Source organism: Pseudomonas sp. GW823-FHT02C02, from assembly GCF_058797635.1.
This window is the reverse complement of sequence record NZ_JBXAJV010000007.1, coordinates 233,901-260,270: the sequence shown is the minus strand read 5'-3', so window position 1 is coordinate 260,270 and position 26,370 is coordinate 233,901. Positions and strand designations below refer to the sequence as shown.

The 26,370-nt window shown below is 61.0% G+C and carries 23 protein-coding genes; 3 read left to right on the top strand and 20 right to left on the bottom strand.

Translation table 11 applies throughout. From position 1 onward, the window contains the following. Positions 1-65 precede the first annotated feature (65 nt). On the top strand, positions 66-1,259 hold the full coding sequence (locus AC1ROI_RS15155; RefSeq protein WP_102594125.1) for a cyanate transporter: 1,194 nt from the start codon (positions 66-68) through the stop codon (positions 1,257-1,259). Between the two features lie 227 nt (positions 1,260-1,486). Continuing rightward, complete coding sequence (locus tag AC1ROI_RS15150; RefSeq protein WP_042932312.1) at positions 1,487-2,422, top strand: LysR family transcriptional regulator; 936 nt, start codon at positions 1,487-1,489, stop codon at positions 2,420-2,422. 3 nt (positions 2,423-2,425) lie between these two features. Here the strand turns inward: AC1ROI_RS15150 and AC1ROI_RS15145 are convergent, their stop codons facing one another. The 6 genes from AC1ROI_RS15145 to AC1ROI_RS15120 all read right to left on the bottom strand — a co-directional run bounded on the left by AC1ROI_RS15145 (position 2,426) and on the right by AC1ROI_RS15120 (position 8,024). Continuing rightward, positions 2,426-2,791 (bottom strand): 5-carboxymethyl-2-hydroxymuconate Delta-isomerase, encoded by a 366-nt coding sequence (locus AC1ROI_RS15145; protein WP_010462163.1) that lies wholly within the window; start codon positions 2,789-2,791, stop codon positions 2,426-2,428. A gap of 57 nt (positions 2,792-2,848) precedes the next feature. Then, complete coding sequence (locus tag AC1ROI_RS15140) at positions 2,849-3,775, bottom strand: LysR substrate-binding domain-containing protein (RefSeq protein ID WP_010462165.1); 927 nt, start codon at positions 3,773-3,775, stop codon at positions 2,849-2,851. Positions 3,776-3,847: 72 nt separating this feature from the next. Further along, a complete protein-coding gene (locus AC1ROI_RS15135) occupies positions 3,848-5,962 on the bottom strand; it encodes a DUF6311 domain-containing protein (protein ID WP_102594124.1) in 2,115 nt (704 codons plus the stop codon). Next, positions 5,959-6,345 carry a GtrA family protein gene (locus AC1ROI_RS15130; protein WP_010462169.1) on the bottom strand — a complete coding sequence of 129 codons (387 nt, stop codon included), beginning with the start codon at positions 6,343-6,345 and terminating at the stop codon, positions 5,959-5,961. The genes AC1ROI_RS15135 and AC1ROI_RS15130 overlap by 4 nt, the downstream gene beginning before the upstream one ends. Further along, positions 6,342-7,052, bottom strand: coding sequence for a class I SAM-dependent methyltransferase (locus tag AC1ROI_RS15125; RefSeq protein ID WP_102594123.1), 711 nt, complete (start codon positions 7,050-7,052; stop codon positions 6,342-6,344). The genes AC1ROI_RS15130 and AC1ROI_RS15125 overlap by 4 nt, the downstream gene beginning before the upstream one ends. 3 nt (positions 7,053-7,055) lie before the next feature. Then, positions 7,056-8,024 (bottom strand): glycosyltransferase family 2 protein, encoded by a 969-nt coding sequence (locus tag AC1ROI_RS15120; protein ID WP_010462173.1) that lies wholly within the window; start codon positions 8,022-8,024, stop codon positions 7,056-7,058. Positions 8,025-8,302: 278 nt separating this feature from the next. On the opposite strand from AC1ROI_RS15120, the gene AC1ROI_RS15115 reads away from it, so the two are divergent. After that, on the top strand, positions 8,303-8,494 hold the full coding sequence (locus tag AC1ROI_RS15115) for a YegP family protein (protein WP_010462174.1): 192 nt from the start codon (positions 8,303-8,305) through the stop codon (positions 8,492-8,494). A gap of 202 nt (positions 8,495-8,696) precedes the next feature. On the opposite strand, the gene AC1ROI_RS15110 is transcribed toward AC1ROI_RS15115, so the two are convergent. From AC1ROI_RS15110 to AC1ROI_RS15045, 14 genes are all read right to left on the bottom strand, one after another. After that, positions 8,697-9,401 (bottom strand): NAD(P)H-dependent oxidoreductase, encoded by a 705-nt coding sequence (locus AC1ROI_RS15110; protein WP_102594122.1) that lies wholly within the window; start codon positions 9,399-9,401, stop codon positions 8,697-8,699. Positions 9,402-9,474: 73 nt separating this feature from the next. Next, positions 9,475-10,890, bottom strand: a complete 1,416-nt coding sequence (locus tag AC1ROI_RS15105) for an aldehyde dehydrogenase family protein (RefSeq protein WP_010462179.1) — start codon at positions 10,888-10,890, stop codon at positions 9,475-9,477. Next, positions 10,883-12,073, bottom strand: coding sequence for a pyridoxal phosphate-dependent aminotransferase (locus AC1ROI_RS15100; protein WP_010462180.1), 1,191 nt, complete (start codon positions 12,071-12,073; stop codon positions 10,883-10,885). The genes AC1ROI_RS15105 and AC1ROI_RS15100 overlap by 8 nt, the downstream gene beginning before the upstream one ends. A gap of 27 nt (positions 12,074-12,100) precedes the next feature. Next, positions 12,101-13,708: a 5-guanidino-2-oxopentanoate decarboxylase gene (locus AC1ROI_RS15095; RefSeq protein ID WP_102594121.1), complete on the bottom strand. Its 1,608-nt coding sequence runs from the start codon at positions 13,706-13,708 to the stop codon at positions 12,101-12,103. Positions 13,709-13,718: 10 nt separating this feature from the next. Continuing rightward, a complete protein-coding gene (locus tag AC1ROI_RS15090; protein WP_077750039.1) occupies positions 13,719-15,818 on the bottom strand; it encodes an acetate--CoA ligase family protein in 2,100 nt (699 codons plus the stop codon). A gap of 18 nt (positions 15,819-15,836) precedes the next feature. Further along, positions 15,837-16,997 carry an acyl-CoA dehydrogenase family protein gene (locus AC1ROI_RS15085; RefSeq protein WP_010462188.1) on the bottom strand — a complete coding sequence of 387 codons (1,161 nt, stop codon included), beginning with the start codon at positions 16,995-16,997 and terminating at the stop codon, positions 15,837-15,839. A gap of 53 nt (positions 16,998-17,050) precedes the next feature. After that, complete coding sequence (locus AC1ROI_RS15080) at positions 17,051-17,842, bottom strand: enoyl-CoA hydratase/isomerase family protein (RefSeq protein ID WP_077750041.1); 792 nt, start codon at positions 17,840-17,842, stop codon at positions 17,051-17,053. Between the two features lie 304 nt (positions 17,843-18,146). Then, entirely contained in the window at positions 18,147-19,559 is a 1,413-nt protein-coding gene (locus AC1ROI_RS15075; RefSeq protein WP_010462192.1) for an amino acid permease, read from the bottom strand. Between the two features lie 186 nt (positions 19,560-19,745). Then, positions 19,746-22,007, bottom strand: a complete 2,262-nt coding sequence (locus tag AC1ROI_RS15070) for an ATP-binding protein (RefSeq protein ID WP_102594120.1) — start codon at positions 22,005-22,007, stop codon at positions 19,746-19,748. Continuing rightward, positions 22,004-22,777, bottom strand: a complete 774-nt coding sequence (locus tag AC1ROI_RS15065) for a substrate-binding periplasmic protein (protein ID WP_010462196.1) — start codon at positions 22,775-22,777, stop codon at positions 22,004-22,006. Before AC1ROI_RS15065 ends, AC1ROI_RS15070 begins: the two co-directional genes overlap by 4 nt. A 5-nt stretch (positions 22,778-22,782) precedes the next feature. Next, entirely contained in the window at positions 22,783-23,499 is a 717-nt protein-coding gene (locus AC1ROI_RS15060) for a response regulator (RefSeq protein WP_010462198.1), read from the bottom strand. 92 nt (positions 23,500-23,591) lie between these two features. Next, complete coding sequence (locus tag AC1ROI_RS15055; RefSeq protein WP_010462200.1) at positions 23,592-24,239, bottom strand: TetR family transcriptional regulator C-terminal domain-containing protein; 648 nt, start codon at positions 24,237-24,239, stop codon at positions 23,592-23,594. Between the two features lie 91 nt (positions 24,240-24,330). After that, a complete protein-coding gene (locus AC1ROI_RS15050) occupies positions 24,331-25,110 on the bottom strand; it encodes a class II aldolase/adducin family protein (RefSeq protein WP_083374819.1) in 780 nt (259 codons plus the stop codon). Positions 25,111-25,185: 75 nt separating this feature from the next. Next, positions 25,186-26,235, bottom strand: coding sequence for an ABC transporter substrate-binding protein (locus AC1ROI_RS15045; protein WP_077750049.1), 1,050 nt, complete (start codon positions 26,233-26,235; stop codon positions 25,186-25,188). Positions 26,236-26,370: the final 135 nt, after the last annotated feature.

Here is a 26,370-nt window from a genome sequence, read left to right as displayed (position 1 = left end):
TATCTGATTTGCGGCCTCCCGCCCTCGCGCGCCTAATCGGCTCCTGATTTTTCAAGGCCCGATTGATGGAAAACGTTCGCGCAACTTCCCGCCCTGCCCTCTGGCTGATGGTCAGCATCCTTCTCGTCGCCCTGAACCTGCGTCCGTCGATGGCGGCCGTCGGGCCTTTGCTGTCGGCCATTCGCGGGGACATCCCGTTGAGTTTCAGCCTGGCCTCGCTGCTGACCATGCTGCCGGTCATGGCCATGGGGCTGGCGATGTTCTTCGGCTTGAGCGTCAGCCAACGCCTTGGCGAACAACGCACGGTGGTGATTTCACTGTCGATCATTGGTCTGGCCACGGTCTCGCGGCTGTTCGTGGACTCGGCCGCCGAACTGATCCTCAGCGCCATGCTGGCCGGCATCGGTATTGCGCTGATCCAGGCATTGACGCCGGCGCTGATCAAATCCAGGTTCAGCGACAACGTTGCCGTGTGCATGGGGCTCTACGTGACGTCGATCATGGGCGGTGCGGCGATAGCGGCCTCGTTTGCGCCCCTGGTGATGGCCCGTACCGGCAGTTGGCGCGCGGGCCTGGCAATCTGGGCCGCGCTGGCCCTGGTGGCATTGCTGTTCTGGGGCCTGGGGCGTGCGGGGACATCGGCGCCAACGGTACTCGCACCACGCAACACATCGTTCCTCACTCATTCCCGCGCCTGGTTACTCGCCGTCTTCTTCGGTTTGGGCACTGCGTCCTACACCTGTGTGCTGGCCTGGCTGGCGCCGTACTACGTGGAAAAGGGCTGGAGCGAACAAAACGCCGGTTTGCTGCTGGGCTTCTTGACGGCCATGGAAGTGCTGTCCGGGCTGGTGACCCCCGCCATCGCCAACCGCAGCCGTGACCGACGCCTGGTGCTGGTGGTGTTGCTGGCGCTGATCATGGCCGGTTTCTGTGGGCTGATCCTCAGCCCGCAACACTTCAGCCTGCTGTGGCCGTGCCTGTTGGGGCTGGGCATCGGCGGTCTGTTCCCGATGAGCCTGATTGTGTCGCTGGATCATCTCGACAACCCGCAACGCGCCGGCGGGCTGACGGCCTTCGTACAAGGCATCGGCTACCTGATCGCCGGTCTTTCGCCGCTGATGGCCGGGATGGTCCGAGATCGGTCGGGCAGCTTCGAATCGGCCTGGTGGTGCCTGACCGGTGTCATGGCGCTGATGATCCTGATCGCCCTGCGTTTCAATCCGCGGCATTACGCCCGGCAATTTCCTGGCGCTACCTGAGCACGTTGTCCAACACCTTGTCGCACGGTGCCTGCCACCGCTCATGGGTAAAGGCCTTCGGCCATGTTTTATGGGATTAAATTCATAAGTCGTGTTCGTTACATTTTCTGTCCCACAACTGACTGTGAAACGTCTTACAGGGCATTCTCCTGGCACCATCGTTCCGTTAGGATCGTTCGCACACGTTTGCGCACAGTCAGCGCAAGGAGCACAGCGAGACAGAACGGATGCTGAACAGTAACTTGCTTAGAAAGCTCGATATGCAAGACCTCATGGTGTTTGTCGCCGTGTATGAGCAAAGCAGCGTCACCGGTGTGTCGGAGGCGCTGTGCGTCAGCCAGTCCACCGTGAGTTACTGCCTGAAGAAACTGCGCACCAGTTTTGAAGACGAGTTATTCATTAATACCCGCACGGGTATGCGCCCCACTTACAAAGCCAGCACCATGTACACCCACGTGCTGAAGATCCTCGAAAGCATCAACCTCTGCCATGCCGGCGCCCAGGCGTTCGACCCGACCTTGCAACCGGTCACGTTCAACATCTGCGCACCGGAATACTTCGAGCAGTTGATCCTGCCGCGCCTGTTGAAAAGCTTTGATTTCGCCGACCTGCCGGTGATGGTCAACATGCACAAGTTCGAAACCGACATCCCCGCCGAAGACCTGCGCGATGGCAGCCTCGACCTGGTGATTTGTTTTGGCCCCCATCTTCATCGCAGCCACAGCGACCTCAAATCCCGGTTGTTGCTCGAAGATGATCTGGTCTGCGTCTTCGACAAACGCGCCACGCCACTGGAACCCCGTTTAAGCCTGAAGGCGTTTGTCGAACGCCGGCATGTGTTTCCGACACCGTGGACCTCCACCACCAACATGGTCGATGGCTGGCTGGCGCGACAGGCGCATAAACGGCAGATTATCGCGCGCTCCAACAGCTACAGCGCGGCGCTGAAAATGATCACCGGCACTGACTTCATCCTGACGTTGCCCCGCCGTATCCAGCAATTGCTGGCCAACGAGGCGATCTTCAATCACTGCGAAGCGCCCAACGGCTTGCCGGGTTTCACCCTGGACATGCAGTGGAGTCAAAGTGTCGATCAGGACAGCGCCAACACGTGGCTGCGCGAGCAGGTGATCAAAGCCTGCGCCGAGCAGGATATGGCCTGAAACTCAGTGGCCGATGGCCGTCTTGGTGTAGGACTCCCGGTCGATGTCGAGGATCTCCACGCACAACTGGACTTCAACCCCCGACGGCCATTCACACAGCTCCTGCACCACGGTCAGCAGGCTCTCGGATAACTGTTTTTTGATCTGCGGCGAGCGACCGCTCAGCAGCGCCAGCTTCACATGCACAAACGCCCGCTCCCCCATCGCCGTGCCGATCTTGAACGTCTCGACCTTCACCGCACGGCTCTTGATATCGAACTCCGCAGCAAACTGACCGGAAGCCACCAAGGCATTATTGAGCCGAATCAACGCCACGTCAGCGTTAAGCTCAGGCAGGTTGGCGGTGTATTCCATGTGCAGGTGGGGCATGGTCTGGCTCCTGGTAGTGTGCAGAAAGGACCTACATATAACACAGCGTCGTCCGACTCATTTGGACAGCGGCGATTCAAGACGCTCACTCATGAACGCCTCCAGCCGCGCGCGCAACCAGCGTTCGGCCGGATCGGTATCGACATGGCTGAGCCAGACCATGGACAAGTCCAGTGTCGGGGTCTTGAACGGAAAGGCTTCCTTGAATAACTGACCCGAGGCGGCCATCGCCTCGGCGGCGTAATCCGGCAGGCTGGCGATCAGGTCGGTGCCGGCGAGCAAGGCCGGCAACGAACTGTACTGCGGCACCGACAGCACGACTTGGCGCGTGCGGCCGATCTCCGCCAGCCATTCATCAGCGTAGCCACTGACGTTGGCGGTGTGCGACACCAGCACGTGCGGTCGTGAGCAATATTCATCGAGGGTCAGCGGGGTGTCCGAGGCATCGGCGCGCAAAATGCTCGGCTGGATGTGCCGCAACAACTTGCGTTTGGCATTGGCTGGCAGGCCGCGGGTCTGGCTGATGCCGACCGTGATATCACCGGAGGCCAGCAAGTCGGGAATGCGCCAGTAATCGACATGCTGAACCACGAACACCACCTTCGGCGCTTCCTGGCGCAAGGCGCGCAGCAGCGGCGGCAACAGGCCGAACTCGACGTCATCCGACAGCCCGATGCGAAAGGTCATGGTGCTGCTGGCCGGATCAAAATCATGGGTCAGGCTAAGGGCCACTGACAACGAGTCCAGCGCTGGCGACAGGTGCAGGATGATTTCCTCGGCCCGCGCGGTCGGCTCCATGCGATGGCCGACGCGAATGAACAGTGGATCGTTGAACATCGTCCGCAAGCGGTTAAGCGCGGCACTGATGGTCGGCTGGCCGAGAAACAGCTTCTCCGCCACACGCGTGACGTTGCGCTCCAGCATCAACGTTTCGAACACCACCATCAGGTTGATGTCAGCCTTGCGCAGTTCGTTGCGATTCATTCCTTGCCCCCGTTCCCCAACACTGCGGGCAGTTTAGAAAGGCGCGACGGGGGCGTCTACTTGCGTTGGCTTTCAATTGACCGTCAAGGTCTTCAATCCGAGCGCGAGTTTTCGCTCGTCCTGTCCTATCCCGAATTGTTTCGGGCTGACGGCGTCGGCAAACTGCAATTGCAGACTCAACACGCCCTGACTCGATACCCGTTGTTGCATCTCGGCGGTGAGGCGCACATCGATAATGTTGCCATCGGCCTGCTCAAGTTGGGCATTCAATGCCGGCAGGCCGTTGATATTGATGACAACCCCCTGTCTCGCATGACCTGGAGGTAAAAACGCCGTGGTCTCCAGATGCAAGGAATGCACGGGCGCCGGAGCCCGGAACATGACTTCAGCGCTGGCACCTTCGGACCAGGTACCCCAAAGTTCGGAATCGGACCACCCCTTGGCCAGCAGCGCCCTGCCCTTGCTGCCGTAGCTGAATGGCGTTTTTTGTCCGGGTTCAACGGACGGAACCAGCTCCACCGGGTTAATTTGCGGGGCCGCCTGCAGGCACTCACTGCACTGTTTCCAGCCCGGAGCCAACACAGTGAAGCCATCAATCCGGGTGAACAGATCCTTTGAGGTATCGACGTTCATTACGGCCTGGAGCAGCGCACGCTCATCCAGCAAATACAAAGTGTCGGCATCATACTTCCCGGAGGCCATTACATCAGCCGTCTCCCGGTCGGCGCGTTTCCAATTGGCAGTGTCCATTCGCCCAAGGTAAACCGCATTCGTTGCCATGCCATGGGCGCCGGCAAAATCAGCCACCGCCATCCAGTGCGGGGAGAGATTCTGCGGAACAATCCAGCGAATGTTCCGGTAATGGGCCGCGGCACTTTCCCAGAATGGATCGACCATGGGCGATGCCCACTTCGTAGCGGGTTCAATCATCAATTGCTTGCGAACCACCATCCAGCCGGCGTGAGTGTCCAGCACCTGAATCAGTAGCGCCAGTGACAGCAAGCTCACAGCGGTGCGGGGTGTATTGGCGCGAATCACGAGGAAAAGGATGGCGAAGATAATCGCGTAGTACACCGGCCAAAACATCCGGCCCGAGGCGCGGAAGATGTTGACGATGGAAATCACCACCGGCGGCAGCGGATAGGTGAACTCCAGCAAGCCCATGGCCACATGGTTTGATATCGCGAAAACAGTCAGCCCCACCAGCGCCAACAGTATAAAGGGGCGCCGCCCCAGTTGTTGCCTGAAGCCGGTATGACCTTGAAGTAAACCGACCACGGCACAGATGCCCAGCGTGATCAGCCCAAGTCCGAGAAAGACAAACCCTTCGCCGTCACCGAACCCTTGAACACCGGGCAGATCCTTCAGTAAATAGGACCAGTTCCCTGAGTCGAACAGTGACAGCAGGTTCATGGCGTACATGCCAAAACCATCGGATATCGCGCTGTCGCCGCCCACCGAAAAATACCCCGCCTGCCAACAGCAAAAACTGACCAACGAAAACAGCGTAATGAATTCGATTAACGCCGACCGTAGCGTCAGTTCTTTCCTGGACCAACCGGTAGCGAGATTGGCCATCCAGATCACTGCAACCATCGCCAAAAAGTAAGCATGAACCAACGCGGCCGCCGCCAGCAACGCCCCCCAGCACAGACGTCGACGCTGCAGTTGCGGATGCAGCCCCAGGTACAACGAGGCCAAAACAAGAAAATGACCACCCAGGGACAAATGAAAGGGCATGCGCATGAGCATCGGCGGAACGAAAAGGAATAACGCCGTACTCACGGCCCGTACACCGACGTGCGAAGAAATTAGCCCGACCAGTTTCCAGGCGAACCACGCCTGCAGGACGAAGCAGGTCAGGAGCCAGAGACCAAAATACTGAAAAGGCATCGGCAACAGCGAGGCGAACGGTTTGAACAGGAAGGCCAGCAGCGGATTGGAATCAGAGAAAATGATGCCATTGCCCAGTTCCATTCCATAGGAAGGATTGAGCCCTATGGGAAAAGTCCACGGCGACTGCCGGAAAAAAGCCCATCCCAGGTAATGGGTCGCCGGATCGCCATTGCCCAGCCACGCGATGTTTTGCGGGTTCAGCGCCCGTGGCCCGATGATGAGGAAAAAGGCCACAACACCGATCAACAGCGGCAAGAGGTTGAGTGGCAGGCGTCTAGCGAAATCCTTCATCGATACGTCCAGAAGTTATGCAATACAAAGGTGAAGGCCGGAAGGGTCAGCGCCACTGCGCCAATCCCCAGCAAATAATGCAGCCCGGCCATTTGCGCAGCCCAGGCCACCAGCATCGCCAGCAGGAATCCGGCAGCGGAAACCATCATGAAGCGCAGCAGCGTTTTGCCGTGCAAACGGGCGGAAAAGCTCCACGTGGTATTGATCAGGTAAGACACCACGGTCGCCACGGCAAACGCCGCGCCGTTGGCCAAGGGCGGTAGAGGCAGCACGTAATGGATGAACAACACGGCGACCAGCGCATGCAGGGCCGTGACGAACAACCCGGTCACGGCAAAACGCAGGCCACGCTGGATCAGGGCGGATTTTTCGGCTGACGTCACGGCTTCTGCGCCAGGACAAACACAGTCAATCCGGCCAGACGATTCGCGCCCATGAAGGGCAGTTCGACGCTGCACAGCGTCTTCAAAACCGTATTCACCAGTGGGTGGTGCTGCTTGAGTTGCGAGCGTGGTGGCGACGGTTGTGCGCCCTTGGGCAACAAGCGCAGGGTCGCAGCAATCGGGAACACCAGGCCGAAGTAATAAGCCCCCTGTTTCACGGTCAAACCGGCGTCCCGGGCCACCGTTTCCAGCTGCGCCAAAGTGTAGCGGCGCTTGTGTTCCAGGAAGTCATCGTGCCCGCTCCAGAGAAACTGGAACGCTGGCACCGTCATCAGGAAACGGCTGCCGGAGGGGACTTTATCGACGTAAGCCTTGAGCAACCCGACGTCGTCATCGACATGTTCCAGCACATCCATCAGCAGCACCAGATCGGCATCCACCGAGTCGATGCCGCGACGGTAATGCACCGGTTTACCGGCGGTGGTGGCGTCCGAATCCTGGTCGTAACTGATGTCGACGCACCAGGCTTCACGGGCCGCCGAATGCCTCAGCAAATGGTGGGAAAAGAATCCGGAGCCCGCGCCTACGTCGAGAATCCTTGTGACCGGCGTGTTACCCAGCATTCGCGTGGTGGCCGCCGCTTTGGAGGCGTAATACCAGTGCTGGTCGATGCTCGAACCGAGGATGTCGGTTTCCTTGAGATCCATGGTTCAGTCCTTCGGGTCGTAGACGCGCCGCACCAGATACACCGGGCGGCGTTTTGACTCGATATACGTGCGGCCCAGGTATTCACCCAGCACGCCGATGCCGATCAATTGCAGGCCGCCCAGAAACGTGACGGCGACCATCAGCGACGCATAACCCGGCAAATCGACACCGGAAATCAAGGTTCGCAAGATGATGAAAATGGCAAACGAGAACGAGATCAGCGAGACGAACAGCCCCAGATACGTCCAGATGCGCAGCGGTTCGGTGCTGAAACTGGTGATGCCTTCCAGCGCGAAGTTCCACAACCGCCAGCCGTTGAACTTGCTCGCCCCCGCCACCCGTTCAAGGCGCTCGTAGTTCACATGCGTCGTGCGAAACCCGACCCAGGCAAACAGGCCTTTCATGAAGCGCCGGGACTCAGGCAGGGTTTGCAGGGCATCCACCACACAACGGTCCATCAGCCGAAAATCGCCGACGTTTTCCGGCAGATGTTGCTCAGCGATTTTGTTGTGCAGGCGATAAAACCAGTTGGCCGAGGTTTGCTTGGCCCAGGAGTCGGTCTTGCGACTCACACGATGACCCAGCACCACTTCATAGCCTTCACGCCAAAGGGCGATCATCTCGAGGATCACTTCAGGCGGGTCCTGCAAATCGACGTCGATTGGCACCACCACCTGGCCGGTGGCGGTCTGCAAGCCGGCGGTCAGGGCCGCTTCCTTGCCGAAATTGCGGCTCAGATCGACGATGCGCAGGCGCGAATCGGTCTGTTGGCGCTCCAGCAGCAGGTCGAGCGTGGTGTCGGTGCTGCCGTCGTTGACGAACACCATTTCCAGACCGATCAGCGTTTCATCCTTGAAGACGTCAGTGATCCGCGCGATGAACAAATCAATGGTCGCCGCCTCATTGAAAACCGGTATCACGAGCGAAAGCTGCACATGCCCGGTCAGTTGCGTTCCGTGCTGATGAGTCAATTGATTGCTCTTTTTTTATAGTGATTTTTCTACAATCCGAGGTCGTCGACAGCTGCTCGACGCCATGAGCCGTGTCGTATTAAGCAGGACCGAGGGAGGTGATGCAAGGGCGAAACTGCGGGGGTTTTGGCCATCCACACCGACCCGGCAGCGCGGGCTGAAATATTTTCAAATGCCTGGAAACAAATGCCTGATGGCCAAAAAACCCAGCTCCGCTAGGCTTGCCCCCGATGCGACACACAGGTTGTCGCGATGACCCATCGCATGGAGCGAGCAGAATGTATTTCGAGATTTACAGGCAATCCAAAGGCACGCCGAGCACCGGCAAAGGACAATGGCGCTGGCGCTTGAGGGCGGGGAACCACGAGACGATCGCCAGTGGCGAGTCGTATGTGAACAAGGCGGATTGCCTGCATGCCATCGGGTTGATCAAAGGGGTTGAGGGTGAAACGCCGGTGAAGGAGATTTAAACCCGATCACCTCTGCCGAACCTGTTCAGTGATCGGGAACAGCTTCGGCATATTTCGTTTTTCGGGGTTGAACTCGCTGGCCCCTTCGCGAGCAGGTTCGCTCCCACAGGAGATCTGTGGCGTACACAAACCCTCGGTAAGAGCGAGCCTGCTCGCGATGGGGCCGGAAAACACACCCTCAAGCCCCCGCCAAAAGCCCCTTTCAACCAGGCAACGGATACAACGCCTCATCAAACTGCGACAAGCGCGGAAACTGCATCGGCCGGTCATCACTCAGATGCTCCAGACGCTGCTGATAACTGTGCAGGAAATCTTTGCGTGCTTCGTCACTGATGTACGGCACATGCCAGGCCACGAACGGCTCGAGCACGTCAAACCCGACATAGGCCAGCGTGCCGCGCAGGATCGGCCGCAACATATCCTCCAGCGGACCATGAATCGCGCCATCACCGAACATATGCTCACGGCCGCCCAGGGTGACGGTAACCAGCGCCTTCTTGCCGCTCAATCCGCCCTGGTCGTAAAAACGTTTGCCGCCGTAGCAAATACCCGACACCAACACCCGATCAATCCAGCCCTTGAGCATCGCCGGGGCGGAGAACCAGAAAATCGGGAAGTTCAGGATCAGCAAGTCAGCCCACAGCAGTTTGTCGAGTTCTTGCTGGATGTCCGGCGCCAGCGACTGGTTCTTCACCCCAAGGCGTTGCTCCAGCGCGTACACCAGGTACTCGGGGTTCTCCCGCGAGGAAAAGTCATCGGCACTGGCCACCGGGTTCCAGTTCATCGCGTACAGGTCGCTGACCCGGACCTCATGCCCCTGAGCCTCAAGCGTTGACACCGCCTGGTCACGCAGGGCGGCGGTAAAGGATTTCGGTTCCGGGTGAGCGTGGACAATCAAGACTTTCATGGCAATTTCCTAAACGTTTACAGGTTTTATGGGTGGGCGATAACCGTGCGCTGATCGTTTGAATCGTCAACGGTCACACCTGGATCGCCTTCACTTCCACAAATTCATTGAGCCCTTCTTCTCCCCATTCCCGGCCATTGCCTGACTGTTTGTAGCCGCCGAACGGCGCCTGATAATTGAACGCCGCGCCGTTGAGAAAGCATTGCCCGGCACGCAACTGACGCCCGAGTTGCAAGGCGCGTTCGGTGCTGCCGGCCCAGACACCGCTGGACAAGCCAAACGGCGAATCGTTGGCGATCTGAATCCCTTGCGCTTCATCGGTGTAGGGAATCAGGCACAGCACCGGCCCGAAGATTTCTTCCTGGGCGATGCGCATGCGGTTATCGACATCGGCGAACAGCGTTGGGCTGACGTAGTAACCGCGTTCAAACGCTTGCGCTGTTTCGCCGCCGAAAACCAGCCGCGCGCCTTCTTGTTGTCCGGCCTGAATGTAGTCATGCACGGTGCGACGCTGCGCCGCCGAGCACATCGGCCCGAGGAAACTCTGCGGGTCCAGCGGATCGCCCATGCGCAGGCTTTGGGTTTCGGCAATCGCCAGTTCCACGGCCTCGGCGTAACGACTGGCCGGCAGCAACATTCGGGTCAACGCAGTGCAGGTCTGCCCCGAGTTGATCATCACGTCCTGCACGCCGTAGCGCACGGCGGCAGCCAGATCGGCATCCTCGGCAATCAACAGCGGCGACTTGCCGCCCAGTTCCAGGCACACGCGCTTCACCGAAGGCGCCGCCGCTTGCGCCACGCGAACCCCGGCACCGGTGGAGCCGGTGAACGACACCATGTCCACGTCCGGGTGCTTGGCCAGCGCTTCGCCGACTTTCGAGCCCGGTCCGCTGACCAGGTTGAATACGCCGGCCGGCAAGCCGATCGCTTCGATCATCTGCGCCAGCAAAAAGGCATGCAACGGCGTTTCCTGACTCGGCTTGACCACCACGGTGCAACCGGCGGCCAGCGCCGGGGCGAGCTTGCCGATCAGTTGATGCAGCGGGTAGTTCCACGGGTTGATGAAGGCGCACACACCGACCGCCTCGCGGATGACCAGCGAATTACCGACCTCGCGCACTTCATCCATCAAGCCGGCGAGTTCGACGTATTGCTCCAGGCCGATGATGGGCCCGTCGACCTGCACCGAACGGCACCATTGCACCGGCATCCCCAACTCGGTGGTGATGACCGCTGCCATTTCATCGGCCCGGGCACTTAACTGGTCGGCGAGGGCACGCAGGTAACCGGCGCGAACACTCGACGGCGTCCGCGACCATGGACCGAAGGCCCGGCGCGCCGCAGCCACCGCGTTGTCGACATCGCGCTCATCGCCCAGCGGCACCGAACCTGCGACCTCTTCAGTGGCCGGATTGATGACCTCGGCGATGCCCTGCCCCGACGGGGTCTGCCAGCGGCCATCGATAAACAGCGTCTTGTGGTTATGCATAGACATGGGCTTCCATCAGTTCAGTGGCGCAACGGGTGATTCGCTGGCAGGCGTCACGCAAGGGTTCTGCGCCCAGCACCAGTCCCAGGCGAATATGCCCGGCGGCGCTCGGACCGAAGGCTTCACCGGCCAGCACCGACACGCCATGACGGTCGAGCAAGCGGTCGGCAAACGCTTGGGCGCTGAGCCCGGTGTCGCGGATATCGACCATCACGAACATTCCGCCATCGGGTTTCAAGGCCCGCACGCCGGGGCAGTCAGCCAGGCATTCGCAGACCAGATCGCGGCGTTGGCGATAGGCTTCGCGCATCGTGTCCAGTTCCGGCAGATTGCTTTCCAGCGCGACGACGGCGGCGTCCTGCACGAAGTCCGGCAAACCGTAGAGCATGCACAGCGCGAGGTTTTCCAGGTGCTCGGCCAGCGCCGGTGGCGCGATTGACCAGCCGATGCGCCAGCCGGTCATGGCGTGGGATTTCGACAGGCTGTTGAGTGTCGCGGTGCGCTCGGCCATGCCCGGCAAACTCGCCGGACTGATGTGTTCGCCGTCGAACAGCAACTCGCTGTAGACCTCATCGGAAATCAGCCACAGGTCGTGGGTGATGCATAAATCTGCAAGCGCCTGCCAGGTGCTGCGCGACAAACTGGCGCCGGACGGGTTGTGTGGACTGTTCAGTGCCAGCGCCCGGGTACGCGGCGTGATGCGGGTGGCGACGTCTTCGGGCAACACCCGAAACCCGTTTTCGGAACGCACCGGCACCGGAATCACCACCGCACCGCAGGCACCGAACACGGCTTCATAAGTGACGTACATCGGCTCGGCGACGAGCACTTCGTCGCCCGGATTCAGTACGCACTGCGCCACGCAGAACAACGCGCATTGCGCCCCGGCGAGCACGGTGACCTGCTCCGCCGAAACGTGCTGGCCACTGCGTTTGGCGTAATGCCGGGCGATGCTTTCACGCAGTGCGCGTTTGCCACGCACGTCGGCGTAGTGGGTGTTGCCGGACAACAGGCTGTCGATGGCCGCCTGCACAATCGGCACCGGGGTGTCGAAATCCGGGTCGCCGACTGACAGCAGCAGAATGTCTTCGCCCTGCTCTTTCAGCGCCAAAGCGCGGTAGTGAATGTCCCAGGCGGCAGCGCCGTCACCGGCGATGCGTTGAGTCAGATCGGAAAAGCGCATGGCGGTATCCTTTTTACAAAATTGGAGTCACTGCGCGCACGCGTGCTTGAGTTCGATCAGGGTCACGCCGTTGCGCTTGAAGCCGTGGCGCAAGTCGGTTTGCAACTCGGCCAGGCTTTGCGGCTCGCTCACCGTGCAACCGAACGCACGGGCAAGGGCGGCAAAGTCCGGGTTGCGCGGCAGCACGCCAATCGGCTCGATATCCAGCCCGATCATGTCGTCGCGGATCTGTCCCAGCGCGTCGTTGTTCCAGAGCAACACCACCAGCGGGCTGTCCAGCTCTTCGACGGCGGTGGCCAGTTCCTGCGCGGTGTAGAGAAAACCGCCGTCGCCAACCAGCACCAGACCCGGCCGCTGCGGCGCGCCGAACTTGGCGCCGATGCCCGCCGGCAAGCCATAACCCAGCGTGCCGTAGCCGGTCGGATGCAACCAGCTGCGTGGTGTCAGGCTGTTGAAGGCGTAGTTGCCGGTGTAGGCCAGTTGGGTCATGTCGGTGCTGATGAAGGCATCGTCCGGCAGCTCCGCAGCGATACGTTCGAGTATCGCTTGATGGATCGACTGCAAGGGACCGTGGCTGTTTTGCACCGCTTCACGCAGCGCTGCGACGGACGCGATCGCTGCACTGGCATCGCGGTTGGCGGGCGACAGACGTTCCAGCAACGCGGCGAGGGTGTGTTGCGCATCGCCTTGCAGCGCCACCGCGCACGGGTAGAAATCGTTGAACTTGCGCGGGTCGATGTCCACGCGCAGCAGCTCGGCATTCAGCGGCAGACGCTCGCGCCAGAAATCGGTGTCGGCCATTTCGGTGCCAACGGCCAGCACCACGTCCGCCTCGGCGATGAGTTGCCAGCCCGGCTCGACGCACAGGGTCGAGCCGGCATTGAGGGGTGCATCCGGCGGCAACAGGCCTTTGCCGGCCACGCTGGTAAACAGAGGCGCGGCGAGTCGGGTGCTGAGTTCATGCACTTGCTGCTGCGCATTCAATGCGCCACCGCCGGCGATGATCATCGGCCGTTTGGCGCTTTGCAGTTTGGCCACGGCCTGATCCAGCGCCGTAGCGGCCGGTACGCCACGGCTCGGGCGACGCACCACTTCATTGCTCCAGTCGCGGCTGACCTTTGCCGACAGCACGTCGAGCGGCACGGAAATGTGCACCGGGCGCGGACGCTCACTGTCAAACACCGCGTAGGCACGGGCGATCAATTCGGGCAGGTCTTCGGCGCTAAGGGCTACCGCCGAAAACGCCGTGATCGGCGCGGTAATTGCGCGCTGGTCCTGGGTTTCGTGCAGGCACCCCCAGCCTTTGCCGAGGCTGGCGGTGTGGTTGACGCTGGATATCACCAGCATCGGAATCGAGTCGGCATAGGCCTGGCCGATGCCGGTCGCGGCATTGGTCACGCCCGGCCCGGTGATGATGAAGCACACACCCGGTTTTCCGCTGACTCGGGCGTAGCCGTCGGCCATGAAACTGGCGCCTTGCTCATGGCGCGTCAGCACATGGCGAATGCCGCTGCCGGGCAGGCCACGGTACAACTCCAGCGTGTGTACGCCGGGGATGCCGAACACGGTGTCGACGCCGTAGTTGGCCAGCAGGCGGACCAGGGCCTGGCCGCCGGTCAATGTTGTGCTTTGCATATTCAAGTCCTCACTCGTGGCCGAGGCGAATCAACGCATCGACCGCAGTCGTGCCATCGGCACCGACCAACAATGGGTTCACATCAAGTTCCAGTAACTGCCCGGCGTTCTCGCAGGCGTAATCGGCCACCGCTCGAATCGCCGCCACCAGCGCGTCCAGATCCGCCGCGTCGCGACCGCGAAAACCCTGCAGCAACGCCGCGCTGCGCAGGCTCAATAACGCTTGGCGAATGGCGCCATCGGTGGTGGGCAGCAACAGGCTGCGACTGTCCTTGAGCAACTCCACCAGAATTCCGCCCGCGCCGATGACCAGGGCCAGGCCGAAGTCGTTTTCGCGTTTGATGCCGACGATCAGCTCGGCCAATGGCGGCTTGGCCATGGGCTCCAGCAGCACCTGATCGAACGGCACGTGCGGCGCGTAATCGACGAGGCTGGCGCGCATTTTTTCCAGGGCAGCGTTCAGAGCGGCGCCGTCCTTGAGGTTCAACGCCACGGCGCCGGCTTCGGTTTTGTGCGGCAGTTGGGAGCTGACCGCTTTCAATACCAACGGATAACCCAGCGCGTTGGCGTCGCTCAACGCCTCGTCCGGTGAGCTCAACACGCCGTTGGGCGTCTGCAGGCCGAAGGCGCGCAACGCTTTTTTCGAATCCCATTCATTGAGCAAGCGACCTTCGCCTTCCAGCGCCTGAGGGCAGTGCGGCACCAGCACTGATTCACCGAGCGCCAGCAGCGCCTGACGGTTGCGTTGATAGCCAGCAATCCGACCCCACGCGGCCAGCCCGTCTTCGACGCCTTGCAACGCCGCCACGCCTTGGGTATGCAGACGTTCGCGAGCGTGGGCCGGCAGCAATTCCGGGAAAGCCGATGTGACAAAACCGGTCTTGCCGTGGCGGATCAGCGCAGCACAGAACAGCTCCAGCAGCAGGTCGCATTCCTTGCGTTCGCCGGTAAATTGCGCCGGGTAATCGAGCACCAGCATCGCCGCATCGGCTTCGGTGCGCAGGGCGCTGTCGAGCATGTGGTTCAAGGCTTCGCCGTCGCCCCAGATCGCCGTGGTGAAATCCAGCGGATTGACCAGATTGGCGTAGCTCGGCAGCACTTGCGCCAGCTCATCGCGCTGACCTTCGTCGAGTTTGGGCAAGCTCAGCTCGTTGCGCTCGGCGTAGTCGGCAATCAGCCCGGCATCGCCTCCCGAACAGGCCAGTGCGATCAGGCTGTTGCCCGCCGGCAACTTGCCGCACGCCGCCGCTTTCAAGGTTTCGACGAAACTCACCGGGCCGCTGACGCGGATCACGCCGAGGCGCGCAAACAGACTGTCGTACAGCGCATCGGAACCGGACAGCGAGCTTGTGTGACTCAGCGCCAGCTCGGCACCGATCTGCGACACGCCGGTTTTCAAGGCGATGATCGGAATGCCCTTCTCCAATGCCTTGTGGGCCGCGCGGGCGAAACCCGGGACGTTTTTCAGGCCTTCGAGGTGCAAGCCGATGGCGGTAACGCGCGGCTCATCGAGCAACACGTCCATCAATTCGGCGATGCCCAGTTGCGCCTGATTGCCGACCGACGCCATGTAGGCCACTGGTAGCGAGCGGTCACTCATGGACAGGTTGTAGGCAAAGTTACCGCTTTGGGTCAGGACGGCGACGCCCTTCTCCACCGGTTTTCCGCCATGGGCCACCGGCCACAGCGCGGAGCTGTGCAAATAGTCGAGCAGGCCGTAACAGTTGGGGCCAAGCAAGGCCATGTGGCCGGCGGCTTTGAGCAATTGTTGCTGCAAGGCCTGGCCCTCGGCACCGGTTTCGGCGAACCCGGAGGCGTAGCAGATTGCCCCGCCTGCGCCCTTGGCGGCCAGTTCGGCAACGCAGGTCAGGGTCAGCTCGCGGTTGGTCGCGATGAACACCGCGTCCGGGCCGCACGGCAGATCGGCAATACGGCGCACACACGGCACGCCTTCAAGGCTGTCGTGCTGCGGATTGACCAGCCACATCTCGCCAAGGTAACCGCCGTCGGCGCAGCGCTTGAGCGCGCGGGCCATGCTGCGGCCACCGATAAACGCCAGGTGGCGCGGTGCGAGCATGCGTTTGAGGTTGTCACGAATCGTTTGCGACATAGCCATTCTCCCGACCGGTCAGCGCAACAGTGGCCGCAGCAATTCGCGGGAAATGATGTGGCGCTGGATCTCCGAGGTGCCTTCCCAGACGCGCTCGATCCGCGCGTTGCGCCAGATGCGTTCCACCGGGCATTCGTCCATCAGGCCCATGCCGCCAAAAATCTGCACCGCCTCATCGGCGACCTTGCCGAGCACTTCACTGGCAAACAACTTGGCCATGCCGGCCTCGCCGTCGGTCATGGTGCCCTGGTCCATTTTCCAGGCGGTGTGCAAGGTCAGCAGTTCGGCGGCGCGGATCTGCGTGACCATGTCGGCGAGCTTGAACGAGATGCCCTGGTAGGTGCCGATCGGCTGGCCGAACTGCTTGCGGTCGGCGGCCCATTGCAGCGACACGTCGAGCGCGCGTTGCGCCTGGCCGACGCAGTTGGCGGCGACCATCACCCGTCCGGCCGTGAGCCAGGCGTTGGCCACGTCCCAGCCCTTGCCCACTTCCCCCAGCACTTTATTGGCGGGAACGCGGCAGTCGTCGAAGAACATTTCAAAGGTGTGATAACCGCGGTTGCTCACGCACTTGGGACCCCGGCGAATGGTCATGCCCGGCGTGTCGCGGTCGACCAGGAACGACGTCACGGCGTTGCGCTGTTTGCCGTTGTGTTCGTAGGTGTCGGTGACCGCGAAAACGATGGCGAAATCGGCATGACCGGCGTGGCTGATGAAGTGCTTGCTGCCGTTGAGAATGAAGTCATCGCCGTCGCGCACGGCACGGGTCTTGATCGCGTTGGCGTCGGAACCGGCACCCGGCTCGGTCAGCGCGAAGCAATCGATTTTCTCGCCCTGGATGCACGGCAGCAGGTAGTCGTTGATCTGCTCGCCGGTGCAGGCCATGAGGATTTTCGACGGCCGCGCGACAAACACATGCAGCGCCCACGAAACCTTGGACAGTTCACGCTCGATCAGCGCCTGGGACAGGTAATCGAGGCCGCCACCGCCCACTTCTTCGGGCATGTTGAAGGCATAGAAACCTGCCGCAATCGCCTTGCCACGGATCTGTGCCGCCAGCTCCGGGGAGACTTCGTCGGCGCGGTCGACCGCTTCCTCATGAGGCAGCAGTTCCTTGGCGACAAAGCTGCGTACCGCGTCCACCAACATGTCTTGTTCTTGGGTCAGTTGGAAATTCATGGGGCTACCTGTTGTTCATGTGCTGAGTAGGTGTACGAGGCCAGTCATCGGGCCTATTGGCCGCTGAAGTGTGCCGGGCGTTTTTCGATGGCGGCGCGCAAGGCTTCGGCGCCGTCTTTGCTGCGACCGCAAAGCAGGCCGGCGGCGAGCTCGGCTTGCAGTTGCTCCGGCAGGCTGCGCTGGGCGCCTTCGCGCATGAGTTTTTTGGTCTGGGCGAAAGCGAATGTCGGACCGTTGGCCAGGCGCGTGGCCAATTCGGTGGTCACGTCGTGCAGTTGTTCATCGGCGCAGACTTCGCCGACGAGACCGGCGGCCAAGGCACGGTCGGCGCCCCACAACTCGTCGAGGAACAGCAGGCGCTTGGCTTGTTCGGTGCCGATCAGGCGCGGCAGATGCCAGCTGGCACCGGCGTCGGGCGAGTAAGCCATGCTGGTGTAGCCGGCCTTGAAGCGCGCCGATTGCGCGGCGATGCGCAGGTCGCAGCACAGCGTCAGGTCCATCCCGGCGCCGACGGCGGTGCCGTTGATGGCGGCGATGGTCGGTTTTTCCAGGCTGTACAAACGGCTCATCAATGCATGGGCGGTTTCGGTCCAGCCGTAGCTTTCGAGGGCGCCACGGGCTTCGGCATCGGCCCACTCGGCGAGATCCGCGCCGGAACAGAAACTGCGGCCGCTGCCGGTCAGCACCACGACCCGAACGGAGGGATCGGCGTTGAACTCATCGAGCACGGCGTGCAGGTTTTTCAGGGTCGGAATGTCCAGCGCATTACGCTGATCGGGGCGATCGAGGGTGATCCAGGCCACGCCGGCTTTTACTTGGCACAGCAGAGAAATGTGAGTAGTCATGCGAATCCTCGAATTATTGTGTTTGGCGTGAGGTGGTGCGACTTAGGGCCATACTAAACGAGTGTTCAGTAAGACGGCAATTGGCTGAAGAACGGGCTGTAACAGCCGCGATTACTTAGTAAGTAATTGATTTTATTGGTTTAAGTTCTGACATCCAGCCATGCGACGACTGCGCTGTTACAACTTTGAACAACTGCCTACAGCGCGTAACCCACCAAAAACAACGATGGGAGCAAGCCGTGGCGAGGGGATTGATCCTCTCGCCACGGCTTGCTCCCATAGGGTTTTGTCTTGGCGTGTACCGCTACGCCGTCGGCAAGCTCGGTGCCAGCACCGCCTGGCGCTTGCGTTGAGTCAGGAAGTACGCGGCGTAGCACACCGCGATAAACCCGAAGCCCCAATACAGCGAAGGGCGCTGCGTTTCATCCAATGCCAGGAACACGAACAGCGAACAGCACAACGCAATGCAAGTCAGCGGCAACAGCGGGAACCACGGCGCGCGGTATTTCAAGTCGCTGAGCTTGCCGCCATCGCGCAGGTAAGCCTTGCGGAATTTGTACTGCGCCAGCGCGATCACGATCCAGGTCACCGTGCCCGACATGCCGCTCACCGCCATCAACACCATGAACAGCGTGTCCGCCGCGACGAAGCTGGTCATCAACGACACCAGCGCGAAGCACAAGGTGATGCTCAGCGCCCGCAACGGCACGCCGCGCTTGCTCAACGGCGACAGGCTTTTCGGCGCCATGCCGGTCTTGGACATCGCCCACAGAATGCGCGTAGAGGCATACAGGCCCGAGTTACCCACCGACAGAATCGCCGTAAGAATCACAAAGTTCATCAAGTCAGCCGCATAAGGAATGCCGACCATGTCGAACACTTGAACGAACGGACTTTCCATCAACCCGGCCTGCTGCCACGGCACGATTGCCGACAGCACCACGATCGCCAGCACATAGAAAATCAACACGCGAAACACCACGTTGCGCACGGCACGCGGGATGCTTTTTTCCGGCTGATCGGTTTCGCCGGCGGCCACGCCCATGATCTCGCAGCCCTGGAAGGCGTAGACCACAGTCATCATCACTGCGAACACCGCCGACAAACCGTTGGGGAACAGCGAGTCGCCGATCAGGTTGGTCATCATCGGTGCCGGTGCGCCGCTGGTCAGTGGGATCGCGCCGAAAATCACCAGCACGCCGACCACAATAAACCCGAGGATCGCCGCGACCTTGATCCCGGAAAACCAGTATTCCGCTTCACCAAAAGCGCGTGTGGCCAACGCATTCAGGCCGAACAGCACCACCACGAACAGCGCCGACCAGTACCAGATCGGAATGGTTGGAAACCAGCGTTCCATCAGCATGCCTGCCGCCGTGAACTCCAGGCCCACGGTGGTCGCCCAACTCATCCAGTACACCCAGCCGATCATGAAGCCGGTGGCCGGCCCGATGAACTTGGTCGCGTGGGTTTGAAACGAGCCGGACACCGGCATTTGCACGGACAATTCGCCCAGGCACACCATCACCAGGTACATCAGGAAACCGGCGACCAGGTAAGCGAGAATCGCCCCCACCGGCCCGCCCTGATTGATCGTCACTCCGGAGCCCATAAACAACCCCGTGCCGATCACGCCCCCCAGGGACAACATGAAAATGTGTCGGCTTTTTAAAGCGCGGGTCAGGTGAATGCCATTACGTTCGATAGATTCGCTCATGTCCGCACCCCATCAGCAAGGTGCGCGTGGCGCGAGGAGGGATCAGCTTTACGGCGGTTCATTATTATTATCTCCAATAAGCTTCGAAGACCGCGCTGTGGCGGTTATCTCGATTATTGGAAGGCCATGTAAGCTCCCGTTGACCTTAACGCTCGAAGTTGTAAAAAGTCGTAACGAACTTGTATGTCAGGGGTGCAGCAGGTCGGTCAGCGTCTGTTGCGAATGCTGCAAGTGCGCGTGAACCTGCGGTGCCAATATCCGCAACCTTGATTCGTCGTTGACCAGCGCAGCCTCTTCCAGCGCGCGCAGCACAGTGGCCAATGCACGAAAGCCCAATGAATCGCTGCTGCCGGCCAGGCGATGCGCCAGGTGAGCGACTTCGGTGCAATCGTCGGCCTCGATCGCTTCCGTGAGCGCTTCGCGATGCAGGCTGATCGAATCGCGCAACACCGCCAGCAATCCCTGGAGTTTCTGTTCACCGAGCAAGGTGCGGTGGGTGTCCAGCAGCGGCCAATCCATTGCCTCGTCAACAGGCTGCGGCGTGGGTATTGGTGAATGCCCGGCCAGGGCCTGACGCAGATTGTCGAGTTTCAGAGGTTTGGCGAGAATGCCGTCCATCCCGGCATCCAGATAACCGCGCACCAGCGCCGGTTGCACACTGGCGGTCAGGGCGAAGATTCGGCATCGGCGGTTCGGGCCTTCGGTGCCGCGAATCAATGTGCACAACTCGACGCCACTGATGCCCGGCAGGTGCACGTCGAGCAGGATCAAATCGAACGTCTGCCCGGCGCATTGCATCAGCGCCTGCTCGCCGTCTTCGGCGAGCCAGACCTGATGCCCGTCCCGTTGCAGCAAGCCGCTGACCACTTCACGGTTCAGCGCCACGTCCTCGACCACCAGAATCTTCAGCGACCTGCCGGGTTCGCTGCTTGACGCCACCTCGGTGGTGTCGGTCGACGGTTGCAACGTCACTTCAAACCAGAAACAGCTGCCCTGCCCGACCTGGCTTTCAACACCGATCTGCCCGCCCAACTGCTCCACCAGATGTTTGCAAATGGCCAATCCGAGACCGGTTCCGCCGAAGCGTTGCGCCACCTCCTCGCTGGCCTGCGTGAAGCGCTCGAAAATCTTATCCTGCACCGCCGGCGCAATGCCGATGCCGTTGTCCGTCACGCTCAGGCGCAGCCGTTGCCCGGTCTGTTGCGGGTAGGGAGCGAGCAGCACGACCTCGACTCTGACCTCTCCACCTTCGGTGAACTTGATCGCGTTGGCCAGCAAGTTGCTCAATACCTGACGCAAGAATTGTTCGGCGCCGCGGTGGCGACCAGCGACTTGCGGATCCATCCGGCAGTGCAGCGTCGTGTCGTTGCTCAGCGCGCGCGGTTCAAGCAGCGTCAGCACCTCGTCGAGCAACCGCCGGAGGGAAAAGTCGACCGGTTCCGGGTGGCTGACGCCCTCCTCCAATCGAGCGAAATACAGCACTTCATTGAGAATCGACAACAACCCTTCGCCCGCCTTGTACAACGCATCCAGACGTTTGCCGTTGCGCTCATCCAAGTGGGCGTCACGCAGCAATTCGGCCATGCCAAGGATGCCGTTGAGCGGCGTGCGCAGTTCGTGGCTCATGGTCGCCAGGAACCGTGATTTCGCAAGGTTGGCCGCTTCGGCTTCATCCTTGGCACGCATCAGGCTGGCGGTGCGGCGCTCGACCCTTCGCAGCAGTTCATCGCGGTTGTCTTGCAGGGCCAGTCGATCGGTTTCCCGGCGGTCAATGTCACTGAGGATTGCCCGGCGCATGTCGTCCAGCGCATGGGCCACGGTGTCGATTTCGTCCTCGTCGGCGCCACGGCGCTTGTCCAGCTGCAAGGGGTCGTGCCAGTCACCGGCGGCAACGCGCCGGGCGAATTCGGCCATGACTTGCAGGTGCCGCGTGACCAAGCGGTAAAACAGCCCCGACAGCGCCACCGCCAGCCCGCATAAGAACACGCTCATCCATAACAGGCTGGTCAAACCGGTGGCATACAAACGCTGGTGCACGGCGCCCAGATCGGTGCTGACCTCCAACTGGCCCAGATGCCGCAACGGCCCGGACGGCGGTTGATAGTCCAATTGAAAACGCTCAATGCGCAACGGCCCGACCGGCTCCGCGTTGCCATGCAGCAGATCGAAATCAGGGCTGATCAGATGCACCCGTGCCACGTCGGAAAAATCCACCAGGCCGCGTAACTGCACATTCAATTGTTCCTGGTTCAAGTCCCAGAGACTGCGCTCCAGACTGGCCAGATACCCGGCGCGAATCAGCTCCATGCGCGAATCGATCTCGCGCATCTCGCGGCGGTATTCGAAGTACAACTGCACGGTGCTCGCCAGGACGGTGAAGCACAGGCTGAACAACAGAATGAACAACAGCAGACGCCGCAACAGCCCCCCGGGCCGTGCGCCGATCATTTCGAATTCGCCGGCAGGTTGATCATGTCACGGTACGTGACTTCGCTTTCGTCGAGCAAACGCTCGACCTCCCCGGCATCGACCATGCGTTTGAGTTGCGCATCGATGTCCGGCATGCGGCTGGCCAGTGGTGAACGGCGTGATACCGCAATCCGCAGGTAGTCAACGCTCAAGGAGGTCGGCAAGGCGACGATGTCTTGTGCGCCCGGCAGGTTCTCGACGTATAGCTCGCCGGTGCGTCGCTCCGAGGTGATGAAGTCGATGCGCCCGCGAATCAGTTTTCCGAAGTTCTGGCGGCTGTCGGAGACCCACTCGATGTTTTGGTGCTGGGCGACCAAGCGGTCGAATTCCACGCCATAACTTTCACCGAACAGCAGCCCGCCACGGTAATGGGCCAGGTCCTCCAGACGCTCGAATTTCACCGGACGCTGGCGGTTGATGAACAGTGCGACCTCTTCACGCAACACCGGCACCGTGGAAAACATCATGCTCTGCTCACGTTGTGCGGTGTTGTAGGCCAACACCACATCGACCCGGCCTTCAGCGGCGTCGAGCAGGCAGCGCTTCCAGTTGCCGAGCACGATGATGTCGACTTCATAGCCGAGTTTCTCGAAGAGGTTTTTCACCACGCTCGGGGCCAGGCCGCGCACCTGCTTGCCGTCACTCCAGGAGATCGGCGGGTAGACCGGATAGTCGCAATAGCGAATCTTTTCCGCCGCCATTGTGCTGTGGGCGACCACCCCCAGCAGCAGCGCAAACAGCCGCCACATAAGAGTCAGGCCGCTACGCTGGCGGTGAACAGGTAACCGGCACCGTGGATGGTAATGATCAACTGCGGCTCGGCCGGGTCGTCGTGCAACTTGCGCCGCAAACGTCCGACCAACACGTCGATGGAACGATCATTGGGCACCCACTCGCGGTTGCGGATCTGGTCCATCAACTGATCGCGGCTCAACGTGTGGCCGCTGTTGCGCAGGAACACGCTGAGCAGCTGGTATTCGCCGTGGGTCAGCAGGGTTTCGCTGCCAGTGGCGTCGATCAGCCGTCGGCGATCGGTGTCCAGCGCCCAGTCGGCGAATTGCTTGACCGGTTTTGCAATGGCCGCCACCGGCTGGGGCGCCTGCGCGTGGCGAACCCGGCGTATCAGGTTTTTCGCCCGGGACACCAGCTCGCGTGGGTTGAGGGGTTTGATCACGTAGTCGTCGGCGCCGCATTCGAGGCCGACGATGCGATCGATTTCATCGTTGCGCCCGGTGATCAGAATGATCCCGACTTCCGAACGGACCCGCAGCTCCCGGGTCAGGGTCAGCCCGTCCTTGCCCGGCAAGCGGATATCGAGCATCACCAGATCCACCGTCTGGCTCGCCAGAAAGGTTTCGGCCAGCTCCGCGGTGGCGGCGCAATGCACGTCATAACCTTCCTGGGACAGGTAGGCATGCAGCAGTTCGCGAATCAGCGGATCGTCATCGACGATCAGTACCCGAGGAGTCATCGCTAGGTGTCCCGCGTATGCCCGAAGGCGTGTTTCTTATTAGAGTGTTTTGTTGCCTTGGCGCCAGAGAGTATCGGCAGCTGAACGACCGATCAACAGCCCGTCGTCTGAACGCAAAACCGTTGACGACCGCCGGCCTGCAAGCCGTCGACCCAGGCTTCGCAAATCTGAATGCCTTGCTCCGGGGTAAAGGTGCCCGGGTTGAGTCCCGACTCCAGCCACAAACCATCAAGCAACGCGCTAAGGCTGATGGCGGCCAGGTCGGCATCGAAGTGTTCCCAGCCCTCCTCCTGCGCCAATTCGGTCAGGACTTTACGCAAGATGCCGCGATACTCGCCGTAGGAATGCTCGTGCGCGAGGTTGATTGATTCCGCCGTGCGTACAGCCCCCCAGAATGCCAGCCAGGCATCAATCAATTGCGGGTCGAGCAATTCGGCTGAAAACGAGCCGCGAAAAAACGCCGACAAGCGTTCCCGAGCGCTGGGTGCCGCGTGTTCCATGGCGTCGCGCAGCAACCCCATGACCCTGCCAGTAATCGCCCGGTAGGCCTCGGCCACCAATTCGTCCTTGCCGGAATAATGATGGCTGATCAACCCGACCGAGACGCCGGCCTCGGCGGAAATCTTGCGGATCGATGCGCCCTGAAAGCCGTGGCGCTTGAGGCAAACCAGCGTGGCTTCGATCAGGTTGGCCTTGCGCAACTCCGGCTCCATGCGGGAAAAACGGGCTTCCTGACTCATGCGCGACACTCTCCGTGGATCAATCATTAGGGCGCGGCGGTGAAAGCCGCGGGCTGAACGACTGTACAGCAAGAGCGTGGCAAGTCTCCAGTCAGTCGCGATAACCCGGCGCCACCCGCTCAAGCAATCGCAACAGCGCGGCCCAGGCCAACTGCATGGCATCCGGGTCGCTCAACTCCCCTTCGTCCAGCGGCCGGCCAGGATCATTGAACTGACGTTCGGTGTGTTCGCACACCTCGCTCGGCGGCAAGACCAACTCACCGGCAGCTTGCGCAGCGAGCTGGATTTCACAGGCTTTTTCCAGGTAGTACATGCGCAAGAAGGCCTGCCCCACGGTCTGGCCAACGGTCAACAAACCGTGATTACGCAACATCAGCACCGGCTTGTCGCCAAGGTCCTGCACCAGACGCTGCTGCTCGCTCATGTCCAGCGCCACGCCTTCATAGTCGTGATAGGCCACCCGCCCGTAGAACTCCATGGAGATCTGATTCACCGGCAACAACCCGCACTTCAACGCCGCGACCGCGCAGCCGGATCGGGTGTGGGTGTGCAGCACGCACTGCGCATCGTCACGGGCACCATGGATGGCGCTGTGAATCACAAAACCTGCCGGATTCACAGGATACGGCGACGGCTCCACGGCCCGGCCATCAAGGCCGATCTTCACCAGATTCGACGCGGTGATCTCATCGAACATCAGCCCGTATGGATTGATCAGGAAGTGATGCTCAGGCCCCGGCAGTCGCACCGAGATGTGGGTAAAGATCAGATCGGTCATGCGAAAGTGCGCGATCAATCGATAACAGGCGGCCAGCTCCTCGCGCAGATGCTGTTCCGTCGTGCTGCGCAGCGGGTGGGCGATCTCGTTCATTGTTGCGGTTCTCCAGGGTGATCGACTGCGCAAAACAGTAAGGCCGGACGCGGTGAAACGTCCAGCCGCCAGCGGCTATTTGCTGGCCCAGGCATTAAAACGCTCTTCGAGTTCTTCGCCGTGATCGACCCAGAACGCCACGTCCATCGACAGCGCGCCTTTCAGGTTTTGCGGCGCCGTGGGTACCCATTGCGCGAGTTTGCCGTCGAGTCTGGCTGCCGCTTGCGTATTGGTCGGGCCGTAAGGGATCTGCTCGACATACTTGACCTGCGCGTCCGGCTGATTGGCGAACGCGATAAAGCGCTTGGCCTGATCGACATGTTTCGAGCCTTTGATGATCGCCCAATAATCCATGCCATACAGACTGCCCGGCCACACCAGCCCCAGGTGACTGCCGTTTTGCGCGGCAGCGGCCACACGTCCGCTGTACGTCGAGGTCATCACCACATCCCCGGCCGTCAGCCATTGCGCCGGTTGCGCGCCGGCTTCCCACCACTGGATGTAGGGTTTGAGCTCGGTGAGCTTGGCGAAGGCCCGGTCGACACCTTGCGGCGTGTTCAACACTGAATAAACGTCTTCGACTTTCACGCCGTCGGCCAGCAACGCGAACTCCAGGTTATACACAGCACGCTTGCGCAGCCCGCGTTTGCCGGGGGTTTTCTGCACATCCCAGAAGTCGGCCCACGACGTCGGAGCCTGCGCCAGCTTCTGCGTGTCGTAGGCAATCGCCACGCTCCACACCAGCGCTGCCGAGCCGCACGGCTGCGCGGCGTCGGGAATCAATTGTTCGACGCGACCGAGGGTTTTCCAGTCGAGTTTTTCATACATTCCTTCATCGCAACCGCGCATCAGGTCGGGGCCTTCTATCTGCACCACGTCCCAATCGGCGTTGCCGGTGTCGACCATCACTTTGATCCGGGCCATCTCACCGTTGTATTCGCTTTGAATCAGCTTGCTGCGATCCGCAATGCTGAACGGCTGGAAGAACGCCACATCCTGGGCTTTCTGGCCGGCGCCGCCGTAACCCACCACCACCATGTCCGGTGCTGCCTGAGCGCTGCCAAGGCTGACGGCCAAGGACAGCATCAAGGGATAAAAACCGTGCTTGAGCGTATTCGATTTCATCAGTGGTTCCTCTTGCCGGTGCCACTCGACTCAACGTCGACGTGACCCTTTTTTATTGTTGTGAGGTTCGCCCCAGGTGCGGGCGCCAAACGAATCTACTGCGAGGCACAGTAAAAAAACAAGTTGATTTTTTAC

Excerpts from the sequence above, each read along its gene's own strand:
- AC1ROI_RS15155 (WP_102594125.1), top strand. The coding sequence starts at position 66 with ATGGAAAACGTTCGCGCAACTTCCCGCCCTGCCCTCTGGCTGATGGTC.
- AC1ROI_RS15150 (WP_042932312.1), top strand. The coding sequence starts at position 1,487 with ATGCTGAACAGTAACTTGCTTAGAAAGCTCGATATGCAAGACCTCATG.
- AC1ROI_RS15145 (WP_010462163.1), bottom strand. The coding sequence starts at position 2,791 with ATGCCCCACCTGCACATGGAATACACCGCCAACCTGCCTGAGCTTAAC.
- AC1ROI_RS15140 (WP_010462165.1), bottom strand. The coding sequence starts at position 3,775 with ATGAATCGCAACGAACTGCGCAAGGCTGACATCAACCTGATGGTGGTG.
- AC1ROI_RS15135 (WP_102594124.1), bottom strand. The coding sequence starts at position 5,962 with ATGAAGGATTTCGCTAGACGCCTGCCACTCAACCTCTTGCCGCTGTTG.
- AC1ROI_RS15125 (WP_102594123.1), bottom strand. The coding sequence starts at position 7,052 with ATGGATCTCAAGGAAACCGACATCCTCGGTTCGAGCATCGACCAGCAC.
- AC1ROI_RS15115 (WP_010462174.1), top strand. The coding sequence starts at position 8,303 with ATGTATTTCGAGATTTACAGGCAATCCAAAGGCACGCCGAGCACCGGC.
- AC1ROI_RS15110 (WP_102594122.1), bottom strand. The coding sequence starts at position 9,401 with ATGAAAGTCTTGATTGTCCACGCTCACCCGGAACCGAAATCCTTTACC.
- AC1ROI_RS15105 (WP_010462179.1), bottom strand. The coding sequence starts at position 10,890 with ATGCATAACCACAAGACGCTGTTTATCGATGGCCGCTGGCAGACCCCG.
- AC1ROI_RS15100 (WP_010462180.1), bottom strand. The coding sequence starts at position 12,073 with ATGCGCTTTTCCGATCTGACTCAACGCATCGCCGGTGACGGCGCTGCC.
- AC1ROI_RS15095 (WP_102594121.1), bottom strand. The coding sequence starts at position 13,708 with ATGCAAAGCACAACATTGACCGGCGGCCAGGCCCTGGTCCGCCTGCTG.
- AC1ROI_RS15090 (WP_077750039.1), bottom strand. The coding sequence starts at position 15,818 with ATGTCGCAAACGATTCGTGACAACCTCAAACGCATGCTCGCACCGCGC.
- AC1ROI_RS15085 (WP_010462188.1), bottom strand. The coding sequence starts at position 16,997 with ATGAATTTCCAACTGACCCAAGAACAAGACATGTTGGTGGACGCGGTA.
- AC1ROI_RS15080 (WP_077750041.1), bottom strand. The coding sequence starts at position 17,842 with ATGACTACTCACATTTCTCTGCTGTGCCAAGTAAAAGCCGGCGTGGCC.
- AC1ROI_RS15075 (WP_010462192.1), bottom strand. The coding sequence starts at position 19,559 with ATGAGCGAATCTATCGAACGTAATGGCATTCACCTGACCCGCGCTTTA.
- AC1ROI_RS15070 (WP_102594120.1), bottom strand. The coding sequence starts at position 22,007 with ATGATCGGCGCACGGCCCGGGGGGCTGTTGCGGCGTCTGCTGTTGTTC.
- AC1ROI_RS15065 (WP_010462196.1), bottom strand. The coding sequence starts at position 22,777 with ATGTGGCGGCTGTTTGCGCTGCTGCTGGGGGTGGTCGCCCACAGCACA.
- AC1ROI_RS15060 (WP_010462198.1), bottom strand. The coding sequence starts at position 23,499 with ATGACTCCTCGGGTACTGATCGTCGATGACGATCCGCTGATTCGCGAA.
- AC1ROI_RS15055 (WP_010462200.1), bottom strand. The coding sequence starts at position 24,239 with ATGAGTCAGGAAGCCCGTTTTTCCCGCATGGAGCCGGAGTTGCGCAAG.
- AC1ROI_RS15050 (WP_083374819.1), bottom strand. The coding sequence starts at position 25,110 with ATGAACGAGATCGCCCACCCGCTGCGCAGCACGACGGAACAGCATCTG.
- AC1ROI_RS15045 (WP_077750049.1), bottom strand. The coding sequence starts at position 26,235 with ATGAAATCGAATACGCTCAAGCACGGTTTTTATCCCTTGATGCTGTCC.